Origin of the sequence: Bradyrhizobium sp. WSM2793, assembly GCF_000379585.1 — a bacterium.
Lineage (GTDB): Bacteria > Pseudomonadota > Alphaproteobacteria > Rhizobiales > Xanthobacteraceae > Bradyrhizobium.
On record NZ_KB902769.1, the window covers coordinates 288,101 to 308,854 of the forward strand.

The 20,754-nt window shown below is 63.5% G+C and carries 18 protein-coding genes; 7 read left to right on the top strand and 11 right to left on the bottom strand.

Translation table 11 applies throughout. The features are described from left to right. Positions 1 to 115: 115 nt before the first annotated feature. Positions 116 to 1,909 carry a potassium/proton antiporter gene (locus A3AS_RS0104515; protein WP_018316406.1) on the bottom strand — a complete coding sequence of 598 codons (1,794 nt, stop codon included), beginning with the start codon at positions 1,907 to 1,909 and terminating at the stop codon, positions 116 to 118. A 433-nt stretch (positions 1,910 to 2,342) separates the two neighbouring features. Between A3AS_RS0104515 and A3AS_RS0104520 the strand changes: the two genes are divergently transcribed. Both A3AS_RS0104520 and map read left to right on the top strand, forming a co-directional pair. Next, the gene (locus A3AS_RS0104520; protein WP_026201667.1) at positions 2,343 to 3,659 is read left to right on the top strand and encodes a mechanosensitive ion channel family protein; all 1,317 of its coding nucleotides are present in this window, start codon (positions 2,343 to 2,345) and stop codon (positions 3,657 to 3,659) included. 185 nt (positions 3,660 to 3,844) lie between these two features. Continuing rightward, on the top strand, positions 3,845 to 4,663 hold the full coding sequence (map, locus tag A3AS_RS0104525) for a type I methionyl aminopeptidase (protein WP_018316408.1): 819 nt from the start codon (positions 3,845 to 3,847) through the stop codon (positions 4,661 to 4,663). Between the two features lie 618 nt (positions 4,664 to 5,281). Here the strand turns inward: map and A3AS_RS47025 are convergent. Continuing rightward, positions 5,282 to 6,469, bottom strand: a complete 1,188-nt coding sequence (locus tag A3AS_RS47025; protein WP_157644203.1) for a hypothetical protein — start codon at positions 6,467 to 6,469, stop codon at positions 5,282 to 5,284. A 361-nt stretch (positions 6,470 to 6,830) separates the two neighbouring features. Here A3AS_RS47025 and radC point away from each other — a divergent pair, with 361 nt between their 5' ends. After that, positions 6,831 to 7,544 (top strand): DNA repair protein RadC, encoded by a 714-nt coding sequence (radC, locus tag A3AS_RS0104540; protein ID WP_018316410.1) that lies wholly within the window; start codon positions 6,831 to 6,833, stop codon positions 7,542 to 7,544. Positions 7,545 to 7,604: 60 nt separating this feature from the next. Here the strand turns inward: radC and A3AS_RS0104545 are convergent, their stop codons facing one another. From A3AS_RS0104545 to A3AS_RS0104580, 8 genes are all read right to left on the bottom strand, one after another. Further along, a complete protein-coding gene (locus A3AS_RS0104545; RefSeq protein WP_026201668.1) occupies positions 7,605 to 7,910 on the bottom strand; it encodes a hypothetical protein in 306 nt (101 codons plus the stop codon). Positions 7,911 to 7,994: 84 nt separating this feature from the next. Then, positions 7,995 to 8,426 (bottom strand): hypothetical protein, encoded by a 432-nt coding sequence (locus A3AS_RS0104550; protein ID WP_245283143.1) that lies wholly within the window; start codon positions 8,424 to 8,426, stop codon positions 7,995 to 7,997. Between the two features lie 18 nt (positions 8,427 to 8,444). After that, on the bottom strand, positions 8,445 to 8,819 hold the full coding sequence (locus tag A3AS_RS0104555; protein ID WP_018316413.1) for a hypothetical protein: 375 nt from the start codon (positions 8,817 to 8,819) through the stop codon (positions 8,445 to 8,447). A gap of 102 nt (positions 8,820 to 8,921) precedes the next feature. Next, positions 8,922 to 9,614, bottom strand: a complete 693-nt coding sequence (locus A3AS_RS0104560; RefSeq protein ID WP_018316414.1) for an AprI/Inh family metalloprotease inhibitor — start codon at positions 9,612 to 9,614, stop codon at positions 8,922 to 8,924. Further along, positions 9,614 to 10,603: a 2-hydroxyacid dehydrogenase gene (locus A3AS_RS0104565; protein WP_018316415.1), complete on the bottom strand. Its 990-nt coding sequence runs from the start codon at positions 10,601 to 10,603 to the stop codon at positions 9,614 to 9,616. The genes A3AS_RS0104560 and A3AS_RS0104565 overlap by 1 nt, the downstream gene beginning before the upstream one ends. Further along, positions 10,603 to 11,421 (bottom strand): ABC transporter permease, encoded by an 819-nt coding sequence (locus A3AS_RS0104570; protein WP_018316416.1) that lies wholly within the window; start codon positions 11,419 to 11,421, stop codon positions 10,603 to 10,605. Before A3AS_RS0104570 ends, A3AS_RS0104565 begins: the two co-directional genes overlap by 1 nt. Next, positions 11,418 to 12,233: an ABC transporter ATP-binding protein gene (locus A3AS_RS0104575; RefSeq protein WP_018316417.1), complete on the bottom strand. Its 816-nt coding sequence runs from the start codon at positions 12,231 to 12,233 to the stop codon at positions 11,418 to 11,420. The genes A3AS_RS0104570 and A3AS_RS0104575 overlap by 4 nt, the downstream gene beginning before the upstream one ends. Positions 12,234 to 12,243: 10 nt before the next feature. Further along, the gene (locus A3AS_RS0104580) at positions 12,244 to 13,266 is read right to left on the bottom strand and encodes an ABC transporter substrate-binding protein (RefSeq protein ID WP_018316418.1); all 1,023 of its coding nucleotides are present in this window, start codon (positions 13,264 to 13,266) and stop codon (positions 12,244 to 12,246) included. A gap of 164 nt (positions 13,267 to 13,430) precedes the next feature. On the opposite strand from A3AS_RS0104580, the gene A3AS_RS0104585 reads away from it, so the two are divergent. The 3 genes from A3AS_RS0104585 (at position 13,431) to A3AS_RS0104595 (ending at position 17,002) form a co-directional block, all read left to right on the top strand. Beyond that, on the top strand, positions 13,431 to 14,237 hold the full coding sequence (locus A3AS_RS0104585) for a creatininase family protein (RefSeq protein ID WP_018316419.1): 807 nt from the start codon (positions 13,431 to 13,433) through the stop codon (positions 14,235 to 14,237). A 141-nt stretch (positions 14,238 to 14,378) separates the two neighbouring features. Next, positions 14,379 to 14,642, top strand: a complete 264-nt coding sequence (locus A3AS_RS0104590) for a hypothetical protein (RefSeq protein ID WP_026201669.1) — start codon at positions 14,379 to 14,381, stop codon at positions 14,640 to 14,642. 389 nt (positions 14,643 to 15,031) lie between these two features. Further along, a complete protein-coding gene (locus A3AS_RS0104595; RefSeq protein WP_018316421.1) occupies positions 15,032 to 17,002 on the top strand; it encodes a carbohydrate porin in 1,971 nt (656 codons plus the stop codon). Between the two features lie 110 nt (positions 17,003 to 17,112). Here the strand turns inward: A3AS_RS0104595 and A3AS_RS0104600 are convergent, their stop codons facing one another. Further along, positions 17,113 to 19,188, bottom strand: a complete 2,076-nt coding sequence (locus A3AS_RS0104600) for a methyl-accepting chemotaxis protein (protein ID WP_018316422.1) — start codon at positions 19,186 to 19,188, stop codon at positions 17,113 to 17,115. Positions 19,189 to 19,430: 242 nt separating this feature from the next. Here A3AS_RS0104600 and A3AS_RS0104605 point away from each other — a divergent pair, with 242 nt between their 5' ends. Continuing rightward, on the top strand, positions 19,431 to 20,726 hold the full coding sequence (locus A3AS_RS0104605) for a hemolysin family protein (protein ID WP_018316423.1): 1,296 nt from the start codon (positions 19,431 to 19,433) through the stop codon (positions 20,724 to 20,726). Positions 20,727 to 20,754: the final 28 nt, after the last annotated feature.

Here is a 20,754-nt window from a genome sequence, read left to right on the forward strand (position 1 = left end):
CCGGATGGAGCGCAGCGCAATCCGGGACTCTTCCGTACCGATACAGCGGCCCCGGATTACGCTGCGCTCCATCCGGGCTACGAACTGTCATTCGAAAAGCGAAGGTCGAGCCCCGCTAAACCCCCGCCACCGACGTCCACACATCCGCGAGCCTGCGCCGCAGCGCCTGCGCCCGCGTCAGCGGCGGTGGCGTCTCGTCTTCTTCCGGCAGGCGCAGGCCGACGACATTGACGCGGCCGCCGGAGATGCTGCGCGCGACCAGCACGAGCTCGTCGAGCGGGAGCTCGGCGCCCTCTTTCGGGGCGCGGTCGAGATGGACGTCGAAATAATCGGCCAGCGTCAGCTTGCTCTCGTCCTCGCCGACCTTGACGCCGTAGATCCCGGCGAGCTCGGCCAGCGTGTGCTCACCGGAGACCATGAAGTCGCCGAGCAGATGCGGATCGGGCGCCGAGCTCGGCTGCATGTCGACGAAGAAGCGGTCGAGCGATTCGGCCTTTTCCGGCGGCGCCAGCAGGTAGATGTAGTCGCCCGGCGCGATGGGGTCGGCCTCTAGCGGCGTCAGAATGTTCTCGTTGCGGATCACCAGCGTCGGCTTCGACCAGGATGGGATCAGGCCGCGGCGGAAATACAGGCTCTTGGGCCGCACCGGATAGCCGACCAGCTGTTGCTCGAGCTGGCCGGGCAGATCCAGCTCGACACGGCGCGGACCGCGCTCGGCGCGCGGCAGAGCGACATGCAGCTTGCGCGCGGCGGGTGCCAGCGTCCAGCCTTGCAAGAGCAGCGAGATGATGACGACGACGAAGGCGACGTCGAAATAGAGATAGGCCTTGGACAGGCCGACCAGCATCGGGATCGAGGCCAGGAAGATCGCGACGGCGCCGCGCAGGCCGGTCCACGCGATGAAGATCTTTTCGCGCCAGTTGAAGCGGAACGGCGCCAGGCACACGAACACCGCGATCGGCCGCGCCACCAGCATCAGCACGAAGGCAACCCCGACCGCCGGCAGCACGCTGGCCCCTAACCGGCTCGGCGAGACCAGCAGGCCGAGCAGCACGAACATCACGATCTGCGCCAGCCAGGTTGCGGCATCGAGGAATGCCACCACCGAATTGTGCGCGCGGGTCGGCCGGTTGCCGATGATGATGCCGGCCAGATAGACCGCGAGGAAGCCGGAGGCGTGCATGATCTGCGAGCCGCCGAAGATCACGAGCGCCGCGGTCGTCACGAACGGCGCGTGCAGACCCTGCGGCAGCGCGACCTTGTTGAGCGCGATGACGACGAGCCGTCCGCCGAAGACGCCGACGACGGCGCCCAGCACCGCCTCCTGGATGAACTCCATCGCCACATGGCTTGCGGAGCTCGATCCCAGCGAGATGTATTCGACCAGCATCAAAGTGAGGAAGATCGCGAAAGGATCGTTGGTGCCGGATTCGGCCTCCAGCGTCGCGCCGACGCGCGGGCGCAGGCGCAGGCCCTGGGTGTGCACCAGCAGGAAGACGGCGGCGGCGTCGGTCGAGGCGACCACCGCGCCGACCAGCAGCGACTCCGTCCAATTGAGGTCGAGCGCGTATTTGGCGAACGGCGCCGTGATCAGCGCGGTCAAGAGCACGCCGACGGTCGCGAGCACAACGGACGGCGCGAGCACGGTGCGGATGCTGGCAAAGCGCGTTCGCAGGCCACCGTCGAACAGGATCAGGGCCAGCGCCACCGAACCGACCAGATAGGTGGTGCGGACATCGTCGAACTGGAGCCCGCCGGGGCCGGAATCGCCCGCGAGCATGCCGATCACAAGGAAGACGAGCAGCAAGGGCGCTCCGAAGCGCAGCGCAAGCAGGCTCGACAGGATACCGGCCATCACGAGGACGGAGCCGAGCAATATGGCGATGCTGACGGAGTCGAGAGAGGCCATGCGGTGCTGCGGGTTACTCCGGAATGGACGCAATAAAGGGCTAGGCAGGCACCGGCAGTGCGCCCCCTCGCCCCGCTTGCGGGGAGAGGGTTGGGGTGAGGGGGGCTCTCCGCGGGGGCGGCGACAGATGGACTCGCGGAGAGTCCCCCTCACCCGGATCGCATCTGACGATGCGATCCGGCCTCTCCCCGCAAGCGGGGAGAGGCGAAGAGCGCGCTTGCCGGTACCCTATTCGTCCAACAATCATTCTGCTTCAGCATCTCTATCGTCGCCGCAGCGGCACGCCAACCCATTTCTCCCGCTCGCGGCAATCTGCCCGCATTTTACGGCCTTAACGCACTTCACTTCACGGTGTATCGATGGCCCGGCCGCGCTCTTTGTGGGATTCTGCGGCTCCCTCGAATCAATTCCTCCCCGCTTGCCGACGAGACCGATGGACATGGACCTCAAGGACTTCATGGAGTTCGTGCAGACCACCGCGCGCAGCGTCGGGGCGGAAATCTCCTCGCCCTGGTTCTACCTGCAATTCGGCCTCATCCTGGCCGCGGCCGGCATCGCCTATGCCGCCGAGACCGGCGTGCGCAACCGGGTCGACATGACCGCGCTGACGATGCGCTGGCCCCTGCCGCTTCGGCACTTCGCCCGGGTGATGGTCTCCAGCGCCTCGACGGCGGTGTTCACTTTGCTCGTGATCGTCTCGCGCGTGGTGATGTACCACGCGACCTGGCCGAGCCGTTCCTATCTGCTGATGGTCGCCGCCAAGCTGGGCTTCGCCTGGCTCGTGATCCGGCTGGTGACCTCGGTGCTGCGCAATGCCTTCATCGTCCGCCTGGTGTCGATCACGGCGTGGCTTCTCGCCGCGCTCTCGATCCTCGGCCAGCTCGATACGACGGTCGACCTGCTCGATTCCTACGCGATCGTGCTCGGAGGCCTTAGGCTGACCCCGCTGCTGGTCCTCAAGGCCGGCGCGCTCCTGCTGATCGCGCTGTGGCTCACCAACATCGCGAGCAATTTCGCCGAGAGCCGGATCAACGCAACCACCGATCTGACGCCGTCGGTGCAGGTGCTGCTGGTCAAGATCATCCGCATCGGGCTTCTTGCCGTCGCAATCGTCATTGCGCTAGGCGCGGTCGGCATCGACCTGTCGGCGCTTGCGGTGTTCTCCGGCGCGGTCGGCGTCGGCATCGGTATCGGCCTGCAGAAGATCGTCGCCAACTTCATCTCGGGCATCATCCTGCTTGCCGACAAATCGGTGAAGCCCGGCGACCTCGTCACCATCGGCGACAATACCGGCCGCATCAGCGCGATGAAGACGCGTTACATTTCCGTCGCCGCCGGCGACGGCCGCGAGTTCCTGGTGCCCAACGAGGATCTGGTGACGCAAAAGGTCGTCAACTGGACCTATACCGACAAGAACACGCTGGTGAAGATCGCCTTCGGCACCAATTACGACGCCGACCCCCGCCTGGTCACCAAGCTCGCCGCCGAGACCGCAGCGGCCCATCCGCGCGCGACGAAGGGCAAGCCGCCGAACTCCATCCTGACCGAGTTCGCGGAAGCCGGGATGAAGTTCTCGCTGACCTTCTGGATCGCGGACCCCGACGGCATGGACAACGTCAAGAGCGACGTGATGCTGGCACTGTGGGACGCCTTCAAGCGCGAGGGCATCCGGGTTCCCTACCCCGTCCGCGAAATCCGCATCCGCGGCGGCGCGCTGCCGGTGGAAACCACCGTAGAAGTCCCGAATTAGGCCCGCTTTTGGGCGCAACAGGCGGCAAGATCCTTGTTTTGACGCGTTTTCTTCACACGAACCGGTAGCCACGTCGCTCGAAAACGCTCCGCCTTGGCTTGCGCGAAGGCCCGCAATCATTAAATTGGGGCCTGAAATCAAGACTTTCCGCCGATATCGAGCCCACCTCAGAAGATTGCGCCCGCATGAGCTACGTCGAAGCCTCCGATACCTCCCTGCGCAAGACCGGACAGATCAAGCTGCATGGGCCGAGCGCCTTTGCCGGCATGCGCAAGGCGGGCGCGCTGGTGGCCAAGTGCCTCGACGAGCTCACCGACATCGTCGGGCCCGGCGTGCCGACCGAGCGCATCGACGAATTCGTCCGCGACTTCGCCTTCAGCAACAATGCCTATCCGGCGACGCTGATGTATCGCGGCTATCGCTACTCGACCTGCACCTCGCTCAACCACGTGGTCTGTCACGGCATGCCCGGTGACCGTCCGCTGAAGGAAGGCGACATCGTCAACATCGACGTCACCTTCATCGTCGACGGCTGGTATGGCGATTCCAGCCGGATGTATGCGGTCGGCCCGATCGCCCGCAAGGCCGAGCGGCTGATCGAGGTGACCTATGAAGCGATGATGCGCGGCATCGCCGCGGTGAAGCCCGGCGCCACCACCGGCGACATCGGTCACGCCATCCAGAGCTTCGTGGAGCCGCAGGGCATGAGCGTGGTGCGCGATTTCTGCGGCCACGGTCTGGGCCGCATGTTCCACGACGAGCCGAACATCATCCATATCGGCCGGCCCGGCGAAGGCGTGCAGCTCAAGCCCGGCATGTTCTTCACCATCGAGCCGATGATCAATCTCGGCAAGCCGCACGTGAAGATTCTCTCCGACGGCTGGACTGCCGTCACCCGCGACCGATCGCTGTCGGCACAGTTCGAGCACTCCGTCGGCGTCACCGCTGATGGCGTCGAGATTTTTACGCTGTCGGAGCGGCACGGAGAGAAGCAGATCGGGTGATCACAGGCCTCACTGTATTTCCGCTAAGAGCCGACAAGGCGTCGAAGTTCGCAATATTTGGAATTTTCAGGACCATCAAAGGGAAGGAATGTTCTTTCCCCCACAAAGTAGTGGAGTTTGGTTCTTTGTTCACTTCGATCGACAAGAAAACACCCGCCTAGGCCGAAGATACTCCCGCATACCGACTTTGATTTTAAATCTGACGGAAACGAATTTGATGCCGGCCGGATCGGAACAGAACGTTTGTAGTCACCTAGCGGAACTGGCAACCATCCTTCGACTTCTAGCACCTTGATTTTAACATTGGCGGCCAGACCGTCCTTCATCTTTTCTAAGCCGACCTGTCCCTCCCCACTTACCCACCCAGGACATCTAAATCCCCAACGATCGCTCGTAAGGAAGTCTAGCACCTCTTCGTAAGACAGCGGTTTACCGAAGGCTGCAGACGATGCACAGAGAACTAAGATGATGCTAGCGAGCCCTCGCATCAACATTCTGGCCTCCTTTAGTGAGTTCTCGATTTAGAAATTCGGACTCAACATGCGCATAGGAAGAGTGACCAATAGCATCGGGTCTCACGCTGGTCGGTGACGAACCAATTCCGCTACCTTGTGCGCGTCATATGATTTGAAAGTAACCAAGTATTTTTTTCAGGAGTGGCACGACAAAGCTGACGATGGGGGGTATGACGTAAGCTGTAAGAAATTTTCGCATCGTAAGTGCGTCGAACGGCCATACAGGCATGTCGTTGATTACAGCGCCAATCTTTCGCAACCGCTCGATCATCTGTTCATCGTCTGCGGTGATGACGCCGGACTGGAAGCGCGAGCGCAGGTCATCGAGTTGGGCACGCATACGCAATGCCACACCACTCATGAGTTGAACCTTACTCTTCATCATAGCATCACGAAATGGGAGCAGAGGGCCAATGAAAACAAACGGGCCAATAACTGAGTAGGCAATCACAGCCACAACTAGAAATCCTACTAGCGCTTCGTTCGGCGTGAAAAAGTGGCTGACAAGCCAACCTAAGCCGATATTGATACCGACAAGCGAGATTGCATACTGATTGCGCAGTCCTAACCGGCCAATGGGTCGCAAGCCGCCTGCATTATCCGGATGCAAGGGCAGCATGCGAAGCTCCGAGTGTGAAACGATTTCCCATAACAATACTGGTAGAGCGGAGCTGCGGAGTACGTAGACCGCCGCCACAACAGCGAACAGAAAGTCACAGTAAATGCGGATGAAGCCAGCCGCAGAGAGCGGATGGCCAGACTCCCAGCTGGTGTACGCACCGTCGGCGATCAATCGGTAGACGAAATAGACCGCGATAATTCCAGCAAGCATACCCACAGCTTGCGCCCATAGATTAATCTTGCGGAAAATACGATTCCAGCGCGCAACAAGAATAATAGAGCTTCCTTCGGAAGTATTCAGAACGCCGTCGACCTGAACGCGATTGAGTGAACGACAAAGGAGCGCATGGTCACTTGTTGTTAGTATCAGTAGACAAGGAAACGACACCAGATACATAAAAATCGTGCTGGCGTCGTAGAAAAAAGGCAAGTTCAGCGTAGCCGATCGCGCCGCCATGGGTACGCCGAAGCAAGCGGCTATAAGCAAGGGTAGAAAAGTGACAGTAACGGCCGCTGCATACAGAGCGACGGGAGTGAAAGCACCAAGTCCACGGCGATCAAGCCACTCAGCGATGGCGTGCAAACCCGAGCCTGCTGTCGTATCCAGAGTCTTTGCAATAAGCGAAGTTGGAACGGCAGACTCTGGCGAAACGTTGGAGGTATCGTCCATGTTTGCCCTCAAGCAATTCCAGAGGCCCAATAGGATATCGACGCGGCTTGCCCGTGAGGAAGTATCGCTACCTCAACGAGAGACCAAATATCCAGAGTTCAGCAACGTAAATTGCTAGTTGTAGAAATGATGTCATACTACTTAACTTCCGCTCTTAATCAATCCATTTCGTCGTCCATCGCAGATCGGGACAACGCCTACGATCGGGGCGGCGATTGGGCGCTCATCGCCCAGTCATATGCCAACCACGGCTAACGGTGCGCGCCCCCCGCTCGCACCGACCAGACGCCAGCCGACACACTGACGCGCCATCTTAATTGACGGTTGCAAAAACAGAGGTCCCCGGCGATGCTGGCGGCCGATGCCCGCCAAGCCGGACCACGACAAGAGCAAACCTGAGGACGCGCCGCATTATCACGGCCATCGCGAGCGGCTGCGCGAGCGCTTCTACAATGCCGGCGCGGATGCGCTGAGCGATTACGAGCTCCTGGAGATGGCGCTGTTTCCGGCGCTGCCGCGGCGCGACACCAAGCCGCTCGCGAAGACGCTGATCAAGACCTTCGGCTCGTTCGCCGAGGTCGTGCACGCGCCGGTGGCGCGCTTGCGCGAGGTTGACGGCATCGGCGAGGCCGCGATCAACCAGCTCAAATTGATCGCGGCTGCCGCGAGCCGCGTGAGCAAGGGCGAGGTCAACAGCCGCAACGCGCTGTCGTCCTGGAACGAGGTGATCGATTATTGCCGCTCCAGCATGGCCTTTGCCGACAAGGAGCAGTTTCGCCTGCTGTTCCTCGACAAGCGCAACCAGCTCATCGCCGACGAGGTGCAGCAGACCGGCACCGTCGACCACACCCCGGTCTATCCGCGCGAAGTGATCAAGCGCGCGCTGGAATTATCGGCGACCGCGCTGATCCTGGTGCACAACCATCCCTCAGGCGATCCCTCGCCCTCGCAGGCGGATATCCAGATGACGAAGGCGATCATCGACATCGCAAAACCGCTCGGGATTGCCGTGCACGATCACATCATCGTCGGCAAGAGCGGGCATGCGAGCCTGCGCGGGATGCGGTTGATTTAGGGCGAGATACCGTCCGTCGCGATGCGCGTTGCGGCCGCTCGCCAAGAACGCGATGATCGCTCAGTAGCAATACCTGTGATCGACCCGGACGTAGTAGCCGTCCGGCCTCTGCATGTAGCAGCCGCGCTGATAGGCGTAGTAGCCGGAGCGGCGGCGCTCGCCTTCGGAGGCGATCGCGGCGCCCGTGCCGGCGCCGACGACGGCACCGATGGCAGCACCGCGGCCTCCGCCGAGCGCGCCACCGAGGATCGCCCCGCCGACGCCGCCGATGATCGCGCCGCCGATGGCATCCTGGGCGGCGGCCTCATGCACCGGCACCGCCATCGCAACCGTCAGACACACCGCCATTCCAACAGCTCGAAGCATCCCGAATCCTCCCGGTTGATGCCGCCAGTCATAGCGCTCGGGACGACGCCGGACCAGACCAATTGTCGCAGCCAGCGCGGGGCCTCAGGCCGAAGGACCCTTGCCCAGGGCAAAGGAGAGCACGATCGCGTCCGGTGCCTGCTTGAATTCCCTGGTCACCGTCTCGCGCACGAGGCCGGCGAGGTCGCCCAACGGCTTGGTCTGATAAAGGCCCGGAAACATGACCGTCACCAATGCGAGGCGGCCATTGCGCCAGTTGAAACCGACCTGCGGCCTGACGCCGGTCGATTGCTCGAGATCGCCCTCCACGGCCCGTGCGTGCTGCATTCCGTCTTTCAGCGCGCCAAAGGCATCGCAGCCGGACAGGGCAAAGGCGAGGACAATGATGACGACGGCTCTGAACATCGAAGGGCCCGAACAGAGTTCATGCTCTACGCTGGATTGCAGCGACCGTATCATGCACCATGTCATGCAGGCCACAGAAAAGACGTGGCGGCCGCCGAGCCGGCTGCGCACTTGCCTCCAGGCCGAAGATTACGGTTCGACCCAGCGCTGCACGGCCTCGACGGTATCGGCGGGCGTGGTGTTGAAGCAGATCGCAGCGTCAGGCGCGAGGCGGTGGACGAGGTTGAGCACCTTCTCGAACAGCACGAGGCGCTCCTTCGGCTCGCGCAGGCCGGCGCCGATCACGACACAGTCGAAGCGCTCGTCGCGCAGTGCCGCCGTGACGCTGGCTTCCGCGGTGGCGTCGAGATCGATCAGGCAGCTCGTGACCTCGAAGCCGAGATCGCGCAGACGCAACAGCTGCGCCTCGATGTAGGTTCGCACGAGCTCCGGCGTGAGCTGCGGGAATGCGCTGTAGTCGGCACTGCCGGGTTCGATGCCGATCGCGAGGACGCGCTTGGCCATGCCGGATCTCCCAACGAAATCACCTCTTCCGTCAACGAGATGCCCGGTCTGCAGGTTCCGCCTTCGCGTGGCGTCATTCGGCGGCAACGAATGTCGGGCCGCCTATTGACGCAGCATGATCAGGGGATCGGCGGTATCGGGGACGCGCCGCCATTGCGCATTGTCGTCAGCTTCGAACTGCCAGACGTTGCCCGATTTCGACATCAGGATGATCTGGCCGCGCTCGAGCCGCCATTGCGTCGGGTTGAACTGCGCGATGGCCGCGTCGCATTTCGGCTTGACGAAGACCTGGAAATTGTCCTGGCCGGCTTCGGTGTTGGTCAGCGTCAGCCCGCAGACCGGCTGGCCGTTGCCGCGCACCATCGACCAGTCGCCGATCATCTGGTCCATCGACTTGGCCATCGAGCGGGCCGCGGCGAGATCCTGCAGGATGTAGACGCCCTCGCCCTGGCGCAGGCCCTCGAAGATGCCGGCCTCGACCTCGGTGAAGTCGATCACGGCTTCACCGCTCGCATCCTGCAGACGGACGATGTCGAGACCCCTGACGCTCCAGGCGACGATGTCCTTGGTGAAGGGCAGTGCCGCCTTGCAGGCCGGCTCCAGCTCGAGCTTGAAGCCCTGCCCTGCGACGTCGCCCTTCATCGTGACGACGCAGGTCTTGCTGCGCTCGGTGGTCGAGAGCTCCCACTGCCCGAGCATCTCCTTCTTCAGGCTCGTTGCATCCTGCGCAGGCGCAGTGCCGATCGCGGCCACGTGGGCCGCGACGGCGAATGCAACGACCCGAAGAATTTTCATCAGCGCCCCTTGAACGGCGTTTCGGCAACCGGCGTCAGCGGCGCCTTGCCCGAGAACCATGACTTGAGGTTGTCGACCACGAGCTGGTCCATCGCGTTGCGCGTCACCACCGAGGCCGAGCCGATATGCGGCAGCAGCACGACGTTCTGCATGGTCGTGAGCTCGTCCGGCACGGTCGGCTCCGCCGCGAACACGTCAAGGCCGGCGGCCAGGATGGTGCCCGACTTGAGCGCCTGCACAAGCGCCGGCTCGTCGACCACCGAGCCGCGTGCGACGTTGACCAGCACACCGCGCGGGCCGAGCGCCTTCAGCACCTCGGCATTGATCATCTTGTTGGTCGAGGCGCCGCCGGGCACGATCACCATCAAGGTGTCCACCGCCTTCGCCATCTCGATCAGATCAGGGTAGTGCTTGTAGGAGACGTCCTTGGACGGGTTTCGCGAGTGGTAGACCACCGGCACCAGCGAGGCATCGAGCCGGCGCGCGATGGCCTGCCCGATCCGGCCCATGCCGACGATGCCGACCTTGCGGTCACGCAGCGAGCCGACGCTGAGCGGATAGTTCTGCGTCTGCCAGAGCCCGGAGCGCACGTAGCGGTCGGCCTTGATGAATTCGCGCAAGGTGGAGATCAGCAGGCCCATCGCGACGTCGGCGACCTCCTCGGTCAGCACGTCGGGCGTGTTGGTGACGATGATGCCGTGCTCGGCCGCGTATTTGGCGTCGACGTGATCGTAGCCGACGCCGAAGCTTGCCACCATCTCGATCTTGGGCAGCTGCGACAGCGAACCCTTGTCGGCACGGACGGTGTGATAGGTCACGGCGACGCCGCGGATTTTCTCGCGGATCGCCGGCGTCAGCCGTTCGAGGTCGCCGTGCGTCTCGGCCTTGTGCACGACGAAATGGTCGGAAAACCCGTTCTCGAGGATCGGCCGCACCGGCCCATAGATCAGAAGGTCGATCTTTTCGGACGAAATCGAACCGGCAGCCATCAGTTTTCCTTTCCAAGCGCGCTCTCATGCCAGCGCCGTAAAACGAGGTGCGAAACTAGCGCCAGCACCCCATAGATGACAATCCCGGCAAGCGACAACAAAAGCAGCGCTGCGAACATGCGGGGTATGTTCAATCGATAGCCTGATTCCGCGATCCTGTAGGCAAGCCCGGAGCCGGCGCCCGCTGTTCCGGCCGCGATCTCGGCCACGACCGCGCCGATCAGCGACAGGCCGCCTGCGATGCGCAGGCCGCCGAGAATGTAGGGCAGTGCCGCGGGCAGCTTGAGAAAGCGCAGCGTCTGCGGCCTAGAGGCGCCATAGAGCTGGAACAGGCCGGCAAGGTTGCGATCGACCGAATTCAGCCCGAGCGTGGTGTTGGACAGCACCGGGAAGAAGGCGACAATGAAGGCGCAGACGACGACTGCGGTTTGCTGCTCCAGGTAGATCAGGAGCAGCGGCGCAATCGCGATGACAGGGGTGACCTGGAGGACGATCGCATAGGGAAATAGCGAGTATTCCACCCATTTCGACTGGTTGAACAACAGCGCCAGCGCGATGCCGCCGATGCTGGCCGCGGCAAAACCTTCGAGCGTGGTCAGCAGCGTGGTGGCGAGCGATTGTGACAGCACCGCCCAGTCCTTGATGAGCGTCAGGACGATGACGGAGGGCGCCGGCAGCACGTAAGGCGGGATGTCCTTGATGCGGACCATGAGTTCCCAGGCGAGGATGCCGACCGTAAGCACGATGACGGGAAGCCCAAAGCGCATCGCGCGTTGCGCGCCTCGCGGTTTTGCGGTGACGGGGGCCTGCGCGTTCATAGCGTCGACTGCCCCGAATAGGATGGCGCCAGCGCCGCCGAGACCTTCCGGCAATAATCGGAATAGGCCGCGGAGGTGCGAAACGCCTCGCCGCGCGGCTCGACCGTCTCGATGCGGATATCGGCCTGGATGCGGCCGGGCCGCGCCGTCATCACCACCACGCGTTGCGACAGATAGACGGATTCGAACACCGAATGGGTGACGAAGATGACGGTCTTGCCGAGGCTGCGCCACAGCGCGAGCAGATCATTGTTGAGGCGGAAGCGCGTGATCTCGTCGAGCGCGGCGAACGGCTCGTCCATCAGCAGGATATCCGGATCGGTGACCAGCGCGCGCGCCAGCGACACCCGCATCTTCATGCCGCCGGAGAGCTCGCGCGGAAAGGCATCGGCGAAATCGGCGAGCCCGACGCTGGCCAGCGCCGCGTCGGCACGCCCGCGCGCCTCGGCCTTCGGCACGCCGGCGAGCCTCAGCGGCAGCCGCACATTCTCGCGCACACTGGTCCAGGGCATCAGGGTCGGCTCCTGAAACACGAAGCCGATGCCGTGGCCCGGCAGCACCTCACCCTCGTGACGCGCCACCCGCACGATGCCTGACGACGGCGCGCTGAGCTCCGCGATCAGCCGCAGCACCGTCGACTTGCCGCAGCCGGACGGACCCAGCAGCGAGATGAACTCGCCCTTGCGGACAGTGAGGTCGAACGGGCCGAGCGCCATGACGCCATTGTCATAGGTCTTCGTCACGCTGCGCAGGCTGACGGCGAGATGCGTCAGGCCGGCGTCGGCCGCGGACGAGGTTTTGCCTGATGACATCGAGCTTGCGCTACGGCTTGCTCGGGCGCAGCTCGACGCCGACGCCCTTGTTGACGAAGCGCAGCGTGTAGGATTTGCGGAAGTCGAGTTCGGGCTTCACGACCCCGGCCTTGACCATCTTGTTGAAGAAGGAGGTGTAGCGCTCGTCGCTCATCGCGCCGATGCCGTTCTTCAGGCTGTCGCCGGAATCGATGATGCCATGCTCCTTCATCTTGGCGACGGAATAAGCGAGCAGGTCGTCGGTCATCTCCGGATTGAGCTTCTTGATCATGGCATTGCCGGCGGAATTGTCGCGGTAGATGTAATTGTACCAGCCGATCATGGAGGCATCGACGAAACGCTGCACCAAATCGGGCTTCTTCTCGACCACGTCGCGGCGCGTCTCGATCAGGGTCGAATAGGTGTTGAAGCCGTAATCGGCGAGCAGCAGCACGTTCGGCTTGAAGCCGGCGGCCTTCTCGACCGCGAAGGGCTCGGAGGTGACATAGCCCTGCATCGCGCTCTTGGGATTGGCGATGAAGGGTTGCGGATTGAAATTATAGGGCCGCACGTTCTTCTCGTTGAAGCCGTATTCGGACTTCAGCCACTGGAAATAGCTGGTCATGCCCTCCTTGGAGACGAACAGCGTCAGCGGCTTGAGGTCCTCGATCTTGCTGACCTTGGCATCCGGCTGCGTCAGCATCACCTGCGGATCTTTCTGGAAGATCGCGGCGATGGTCACGACGGGGACGTTGTTGGCGACCGCGTCGAACGACATCAGCGTGTTCGCGGCCATGAAGAAATCGATCTTGCCGGCAATCAGCAGCATCCGGTTGTTCTCGTTGGGACCGCCGGGAACGATGGTGACGTCGAGGCCGTATTTCTTGTAGGTGCCGTCGGCGACCGCCTGGAAGAAGCCGCCATGCTCGGCCTCGGCGACCCAGTTGGTGCCGAAGGTGACCTTGTCCAGCGTCTCGGCACGCGCCTCGACACTGCAGGCGAAAGCAGCCATCAAGCCCGCAATGAACGCTCTGCGCAGATGAAAGGGGGTCATAATGGCACTCCGTCGATCGCTTCTGGCCAATCGCTTCTGGCTCATGTGAACGCAACGCGATAAAACCGCATGACGTCAGGGGACGCGAGCCGGCCGGGCCCGCATCCCCTGATACCCCAAATTACGTGACAAATTCGGGCAATGAAACCTCCAAAGAAAACTCAATGATGCCATCCCGCGACTGGACCGAAATCCGCTGGGCCGAGACAACCCCTACGGAATTGTCGCGCTGGATCGCGGTGCTGCCGCTGGCGGCGACCGAGCAGCACGGCCCGCATCTGCCGTTCGAGACCGACGTGCTGATCGCGAACGCCTATCTTGCGCGCGTGCGCGAGCTTCTGCCCGACAACGTTCCGGCCAGTTTTCTTCCCGTCGAACCGGTCGGGATTTCCACCGAGCATATCGACTATCCCGGCACGCAAACGCTGCCGACTGAAACCGCGCTGAAGCGATGGACCGGGATCGGCGAGGACGTCGCGCGTCGCGGCGTGAAGAAGCTCGTCATCATCACAAGCCATGGTGGCAACAGCGCGGCCATGATGCTGATCGCGCAGGATCTGCGCGCGCATCAGAAACTGTTCGTGGTGACGACGTCATGGTCGCGGCTGTCAGGCGCCGACACATTGTTCCCGGCCGACGAGGTGCGCCACGGCATTCATGGCGGCGCGGTCGAAACCTCGATCATGCTGGCGCGCTTTCCCGATCAGGTGCGCAAGGAGGCGATCGCGGATTTTCCCGCGAGCAGCGTGGCGCTGGAAAAGCAATATCGCTGGCTGTCGACGCAGCGGCCGGCGCCCTTCGCCTGGCAGGCACAGGATCTCAACGCCAGCGGTGCCGTCGGCAATGCGACATTGGCCGTGGCGGCGAAGGGCGAGCAGCTGATCGATCAAGGCGCTCGTGCTTTTTGCGAGCTCCTCAGCGAGGTCGATAACTTCGACGTGAACAGGCTCGCCAAGGGGCCGCTCGGCTAGCCGACATCCTATTGTAATCATTTACAAAAACTCCTTTCTCCGGGAACGGATTTGCCGCGTTCGAACCGGACACGGGGAGCCTCCGTCAAACTGGGCACGCGGGCCACAACGGGACCGCCTCAACCTCGGATGGAGTTTCACATGTCGATCAAGACCAAGATTGCCGCTCTCGCTCTCGCGACCCTCGCCGTCACCGGCAGCATCGTGTCCACCACTTCCTCGGCCGAAGCCAAGCAGCCCGGTTGGGTCTGGGGTGTCGGTGCCGGCATCGCGACCGCCGCCGTCGTCGGCTCCGCGATCGCCGCCAACAACGACCCCTATTACTACGGCTATCACCGCTGCGGCTGGGTCGCCCAGTACAACGCCTTCGGCCAGTACGTCGGCCGCGTTCGTACCTGCTACTGATCTGAGTACCTGAGGCCGATCTTACGTGGATCCTGCGTCCGACACGGGCGCCTCATCCACCCCGTGTCGTGCCCCCGACCCGCCCGGTTGTCCCCCCGGGCGGGTCATTCTTTTTTTGCCGGGAGTTTGTTGCCGTCCCGTCACACAGCAGTGCGAACCATCGCGTGCGGCAATCTTCATCAGTTGCTATTGCGAATTAATCGCAATAAGGTTCGCGCAAGTTCAGGAACTTGGGACGAAATCGCGTCGAATCGAGATCATCTCGATGACGCGAGCAACCAAGGCTGATGACAGGACCGCTGCGAATCGGCAGGGATGTCGCGGCGGATGGATTCCATTCGCGTTTGGGGGCGTGCGTTTTGACGTTGAGAGGTCACCGTTACAGGTACTTGCGGACGGCCGCGGCGATTGCCTCGGGCGTGCTTTCTTTTCCCGCCGTGGGCCGTGCGGCCGATCTGCCGCTGAAGGCGCCGGCGCTGAGAGCTGTCTATGACTGGACCGGCCTCTATATCGGCGCGCATGCCGGCTACGGCCGCGGCTCATCGCACTTTGCGCTGAACGACGGCACAGGGATCAACGATAACGGCGTCTTCAGCGGCATGATCGGCGGCGTGCAGGCCGGCTACAATTACCGGCTCAATTCCGGCTGGCTGGTCGGCGTCGAAGGCGATTTCACGTTTCCCAACTACATCACGTCGAATTCGATCGTCTCCTTCCTGGCGACGCCCGGCAACACCGTCACCCAGCAATGGGACTACGCCGCCAGCCTGCGCGGCCGCGTCGGCTATACCAGCGGTCCGTGGCTCGTCTATGCCACCGGCGGCTTTGCCTGGATGGGCGAGCGCTATTTCGACGCGCCGGCCTCCGGCGCCGAAGTCCCGAAAATCCTGAACACGCGGCCCGGCTGGATCGCCGGTGCCGGTGTCGAATACGGCTTCGCGCCGCATTGGAGCGCACGGCTCGAATATCTCTACAGCCGCTTCGACGGCGCCAATGTCGCCTTCTCCACGGGGGCCCAATACAGCTCCTCGTCGCTGGACTTCCAGCAGGTCAGGCTCGGCCTCAACCGCAAGGTCGATTGGCCGGGCATGCCCAGCTACAATCCGAAAAGCTCCCTGATCGACACCGAATCGGATCGCTGGGAGATCCACGGCCAGAGCACCTATCTGCCGCAAGGTTATCCCTCATTCCCCGCGCTCTACACCGGACCGAACTCGCTCACGCCGTCGCGGCAAGCCAAGGCGACCTGGAGCAACAGCCTGTTTCTGAACGCGCGGCTGTGGGACGGCGGCGAGGTCTATTACAATCCCGAACTGCTTCAGGGATTTGGATTGAGCGACACGGTCGGCGCGGCCGGCTTTCCCAACGGCGAGGCGCAGAAGTCGAACTTCCCCTATCCGCACTACAACACCTCGCGCCTGTTCGTGCGCCAGACCTTCGGTTTCGGCGGCGAGCAGGAAGAGCTCGCCAGCGGCCAGTTGCAGCTCGGGCAAAAGGTCGACGTGTCCCGCCTCACAGTGCAGGCCGGCAAGTTCGCGGTGGTCGACGTGTTCGACGGCAATGCCTACGCCAAGGACACGCGCAAGGATTTCATGAACTGGTCGCTGTGGGCGCCTGGCGCCTTCGACTATTCCGCCGACAAGGTCGGCCTCACCTACGGCGTCACCGCCGAGCTCAATCAGAAGCTATGGGCGCTGCGCGGCGGCTATTTCCTGATGGTCGCGGAGCCCAATGCAAATCATTTCGACACCAAGGTCGGGGAGCGCGGCCAGTACGTGATCGAGCTCGAGACGCGCTTCTCGCTGTTCGGCCAACCCGGCAAGCTCAGGACCATGGGCTGGCTCGACAGTGCCAATATGGGCAGCTTCCGCGAGACGCTGAACAATCCCGCGCTCAATCTCGACATCGCGCAGACCCGGCGCGGCCGCATCAAGGTCGGCTATGTCGTCAACCTCGAGCAGGCGATCACCGAGGATGTCGGACTGTTCAGCCGCTGGAGCTGGAACGACGGCAAGAGCGAAACGCTCGCCTTCACCGACATCAACCGCAGCCTGTCGGCTGGCCTTTCGATCAAGGGCACGAAGTGGGGCCGGCCCGACGACGTGGTCGGCGTCGGCGGCGCGATCAACGCGATTTCGCAGGACTACCGCGACTTCCTCGCCGCCGGCGGCCTCGGCGTGTTGATCGGCGACGGCGCGCTTAACTACCGCAAGGAGCGCATCCTCGAAACCTATTACGCCTATGCGCTGAACAAGAATCTGACGCTCACCGCCGACTACCAACTCATCGTCAACCCCGCCTACAATGCCGACCGCGGACCGGTGTCGGTGTTTTCGGGGAGGCTGCACGGCGAATTCTGAGCGGCGGCGCGAGTGCGGCGAAATCAGGTGGTGGCCGTTTCACCTCTCCCGCTTGCGGGAGAGAGAGCTGACCTCCGTTATGGCAACTAGCCCTGATGCCACCACGCAGTCTAAGCCGCCCGGATCGCGTCCAGGAATTTTCCGACCTCGACCTTGAGGCGCGTGCTCTCGCCGGACAGGGATCGCGCAGAGGTGAGCACGTTGGCGGAGGCTGATCCGGTCTGGCTCGCGCCGCGCTGCACGTCGACGATGCTGGCGGAAACCTGCTGGGTGCCGCGCGCGGCCTGCTGCACGTTGCGGGAAATCTCCCGTGTCGCTGCGCCCTGCTCCTCGACCGCCGCGGCGATTGCGGACGCAATCTCGGACATGCGGGAGATGGTGTCACTGATCGACCTGATGGCGCCGACGGAGTCCTCCGTCGCGGTCTGGATTCCTGTGATCTGCTGGCTGATTTCGCCGGTGGCCTTGGCGGTCTGCTCGGCCAGCGCCTTGACCTCGGAGGCGACCACCGCAAAGCCGCGCCCGGCCTCGCCGGCGCGCGCCGCCTCGATGGTGGCGTTGAGAGCCAGAAGATTGGTCTGGCCCGCGATCTGGCTGATGAGCTCGACGACGTCGCCGATCCGCCCCGCGGCCTTGGCGAGCTCGCCGACATAATCGTTGGTCCGCCCCGCCTGCTGCACCGCCTCGCCGGCGATGCGCGCGGAATCCTGCACCTGCCGGCTGATCTCGTCGACCGACGAGGCCATCTCCTCGGCCGCCGCGGCAACGGTTTGCACGTTGGTGGAGGCCTGTTCGGAAGCGGCCGCGACGGTCGCGGTGACCTTTTCCGATTGATCGGCCGTGCTCGTCAGCGTTCCCGCGGACACTTCCAGCTCCGAGGAAGCCGACGACACCGTGTTGATCACGTCGCCGATCATGGCTTCGAAATCGCGCGCGATCTGGTCCATGCGCTGGCTGCGCCGCAGCTTCGCGTCGGCCTCGACCGCGGCCGCCTCGTCGGCGGCCTTCTTGGCGAGCAGTGAATCCTTGAAATGCTGCAGCGAACCCGCCACCTGGCCGATCTCGTCATTGCGGCCCGTCGCGGGGATCTCGACCTCGTGCTGTCCGGCAGCAAGCGTTCCGATCACGTCCGCGAGCCGGCTGAGCGGCGTCACCACGCGTCTGCGCAGCATCATGGTCACGGCACCGAGCGTCCCCAGCAGCGCCAGCACGGCGACACCGCCGAGCGCGAGCATCGCCAGCGCGCCATCGCGCGACGCCGAGGCGCGTTCGGAAGCTTCGGCCAAGGCGGCATCGCGCACGCCGTAGAACATCTGGATGGCCGGCACGATGACCTTCGCCAGTTCGTCGGCGTTGCTGCTGTACTTGCCGTCACTCCGGGCTGCGGGAATCTCCTTGTCGACGGCAGCCGCAGCTTTTCCAAAATACGATTCCGTTGCCGCCTTCAGCGCGGTCGCGATGCGGGAGGGATTTCCGAGCTGGTCGATGCCTGCCTCGATGCGCTCGCGGTCGGCCTCCACGCGGCCTTGCATGCGATCCATCAGCGACAATTCGCTCGCCGTGAGCGGGCGGCTCGCCGACAGCGCCGGGGACAGCGTGGCGGCTCGGCTGCCGGCCGCAACACGCAGATCCTGGGCCGTCCGTGCCAGGCTCAACAGCGCCGCGAGCGAGGAATCGGCGTTGATGACTTTCGCCTCGAGCCGGTTCATGACCGGTTCGATGTTGCCGATGACGTCGGCAACACCGGGGAGGAAGCCCTTTGTCGCGGCACTGTCGCGCGCCGCCAGGGGAACGCCCATCGCGCGATCGGCAGCGTTGGTGACCTCCTTCAGCCGCCGCGCGGCACGGTCGAGATTCTCCGCAATCGCGCCGCCGTCATCCAGCACCATGACGGCGCGTCTTGCGGCCTCGAAGCCCGCCTCGGCGGCTTTCGCAGCCTTCGTGGCAGCTTCGAGCTGTGCCGGTGTTGCGGCGCCTTCCTGGAAGATCGGACCGATATAGGGAGCGCGAAGGCTGGCGACATGCTGGCTGGCCATCAGCGTCGCACCAAAGGCATCGACGGTCTTGATCGCGTCGGAGCGGTTCGTGAAGATGCGCGTCTGGGGTATCAGCACCTCGGCGCCGAGGATGACTGCAAACACCGTCACCGTCAGCATCGACAGCGCGAAAAGCTTCCCGATCCGCATCCTGGGTCCCCCGAATACATTTCTGCAATGTCGAAAACCTAGCCGGCCGGCCACTAAGAGCCCGTTAAGCAACGGCAGCCCCGTAGTTCCACGGGAACTCGCGCAAAGCATATCGAGGCCCGCGGCCGCGCGGTTCCCTCGGGGCGTCAAACGCGGCAAAATTGCCGGCATTTCTTCGCCGCATACCTATATCAAGCCGTGTGCCGACCTATTCGGCCACACTCATTTACCTCGGAACGTCAATGCTCTCGGTCGAACTCGTCATCGTCGTCGTCCTGATCGTCATCAACGGCCTCTTGTCCATGTCAGAGCTGGCCGTGGTCTCGTCCCGACCGGCCCGGCTGTCGCTGCTCGCCGCCAAGGGCGTGCGCGGCGCCGAGCGGGCGCTGACACTGGCAGCCGATCCCGGCAAGTTCCTCTCGACGGTGCAGATCGGCATCACGCTGGTCGGCGTGCTCTCCGGCGCGTTCTCCGGCGCGACGCTCGGACAGCGGCTGACGCAATGGCTGCTCGAGCTCGGTCTGTCCACGGGAATTGCCGACATCGTCGGCGTCGGCATCGTCGTGACGCTGATCACCTACGCCACCCTGATCGTCGGTGAGCTGGTGCCGAAACAGGTGGCGCTGCGCGACCCCGAAAGCATCGCGGTCAGGGTCGCGCCCACCATGCACGTGCTTGCGAAGGTCTCGCTGCCGCTGGTCTTTCTGCTCGATCTCTCGGGCAGGCTGATCCTCACGCTGCTCGGCCGCGGCGGCAAGGCCGAGGAGAAGGTCTCGGAGGACGAGATCCACCACCTCGTCAGCGAGGCCGAGAGCGCGGGCGTGCTCGAGCCCGGTGAGAGGGAGATGATCGCCGGCGTGATGCGGCTCGGCGACCGGCCGGTTGGCGCGGTGATGACGCCGCGCACGGAGGTCGACGAGATCGACCTCAACGACGACCCGGCGGCCATTCGGGAGATCATCGCCAAGAGCCCGCATTCGCGCTTTCCCGTCTCCGACGGCGACCGCGACAAACCGATCGGCGTGCTCCAGGCCAAGGACCTGCTGATCGCCTATATGAACGAACGCAACCCGGACCTGCGCGCGCTGGTGCGCGAGGCGCCAGGCATCCCGGCGTCGGCAGACGCGCGCGACGTGCTGACCATCCTGAAAGCCGCGCCAGTCCACGTCGGTTTCGTCTACGACGAATATGGCGGCTTCGAAGGCATGGTGACGGCCGCCGACATCCTCGAATCGATCGTCGGCGCCTTCCATTCAGAGGCCGGACCGCCGGAGCCCGCCTTTGTCAGGCGCGCCGACGATTCGCTGCTGATCTCCGGCTGGATGCCGGTCGACGAATTCGGCGAATTGCTCGGCGTCGAATTGCCGCCGCACCGCTACAACACGGTGGCGGGCCTGGTGCTGCAACAGTTCAACGTGCTGCCTGATACCGGCGATGCCTTCGATTTCGGCGGCTGGCACATCGAGGTGGTCGATCTCGACGGGCGAAGGATCGACAAGATCCTGGCGAGCCGGTTGAGTGAGGTCGAGACGGGCTGAAATTGAGCGATAGCCCGCGCCCGCTCAT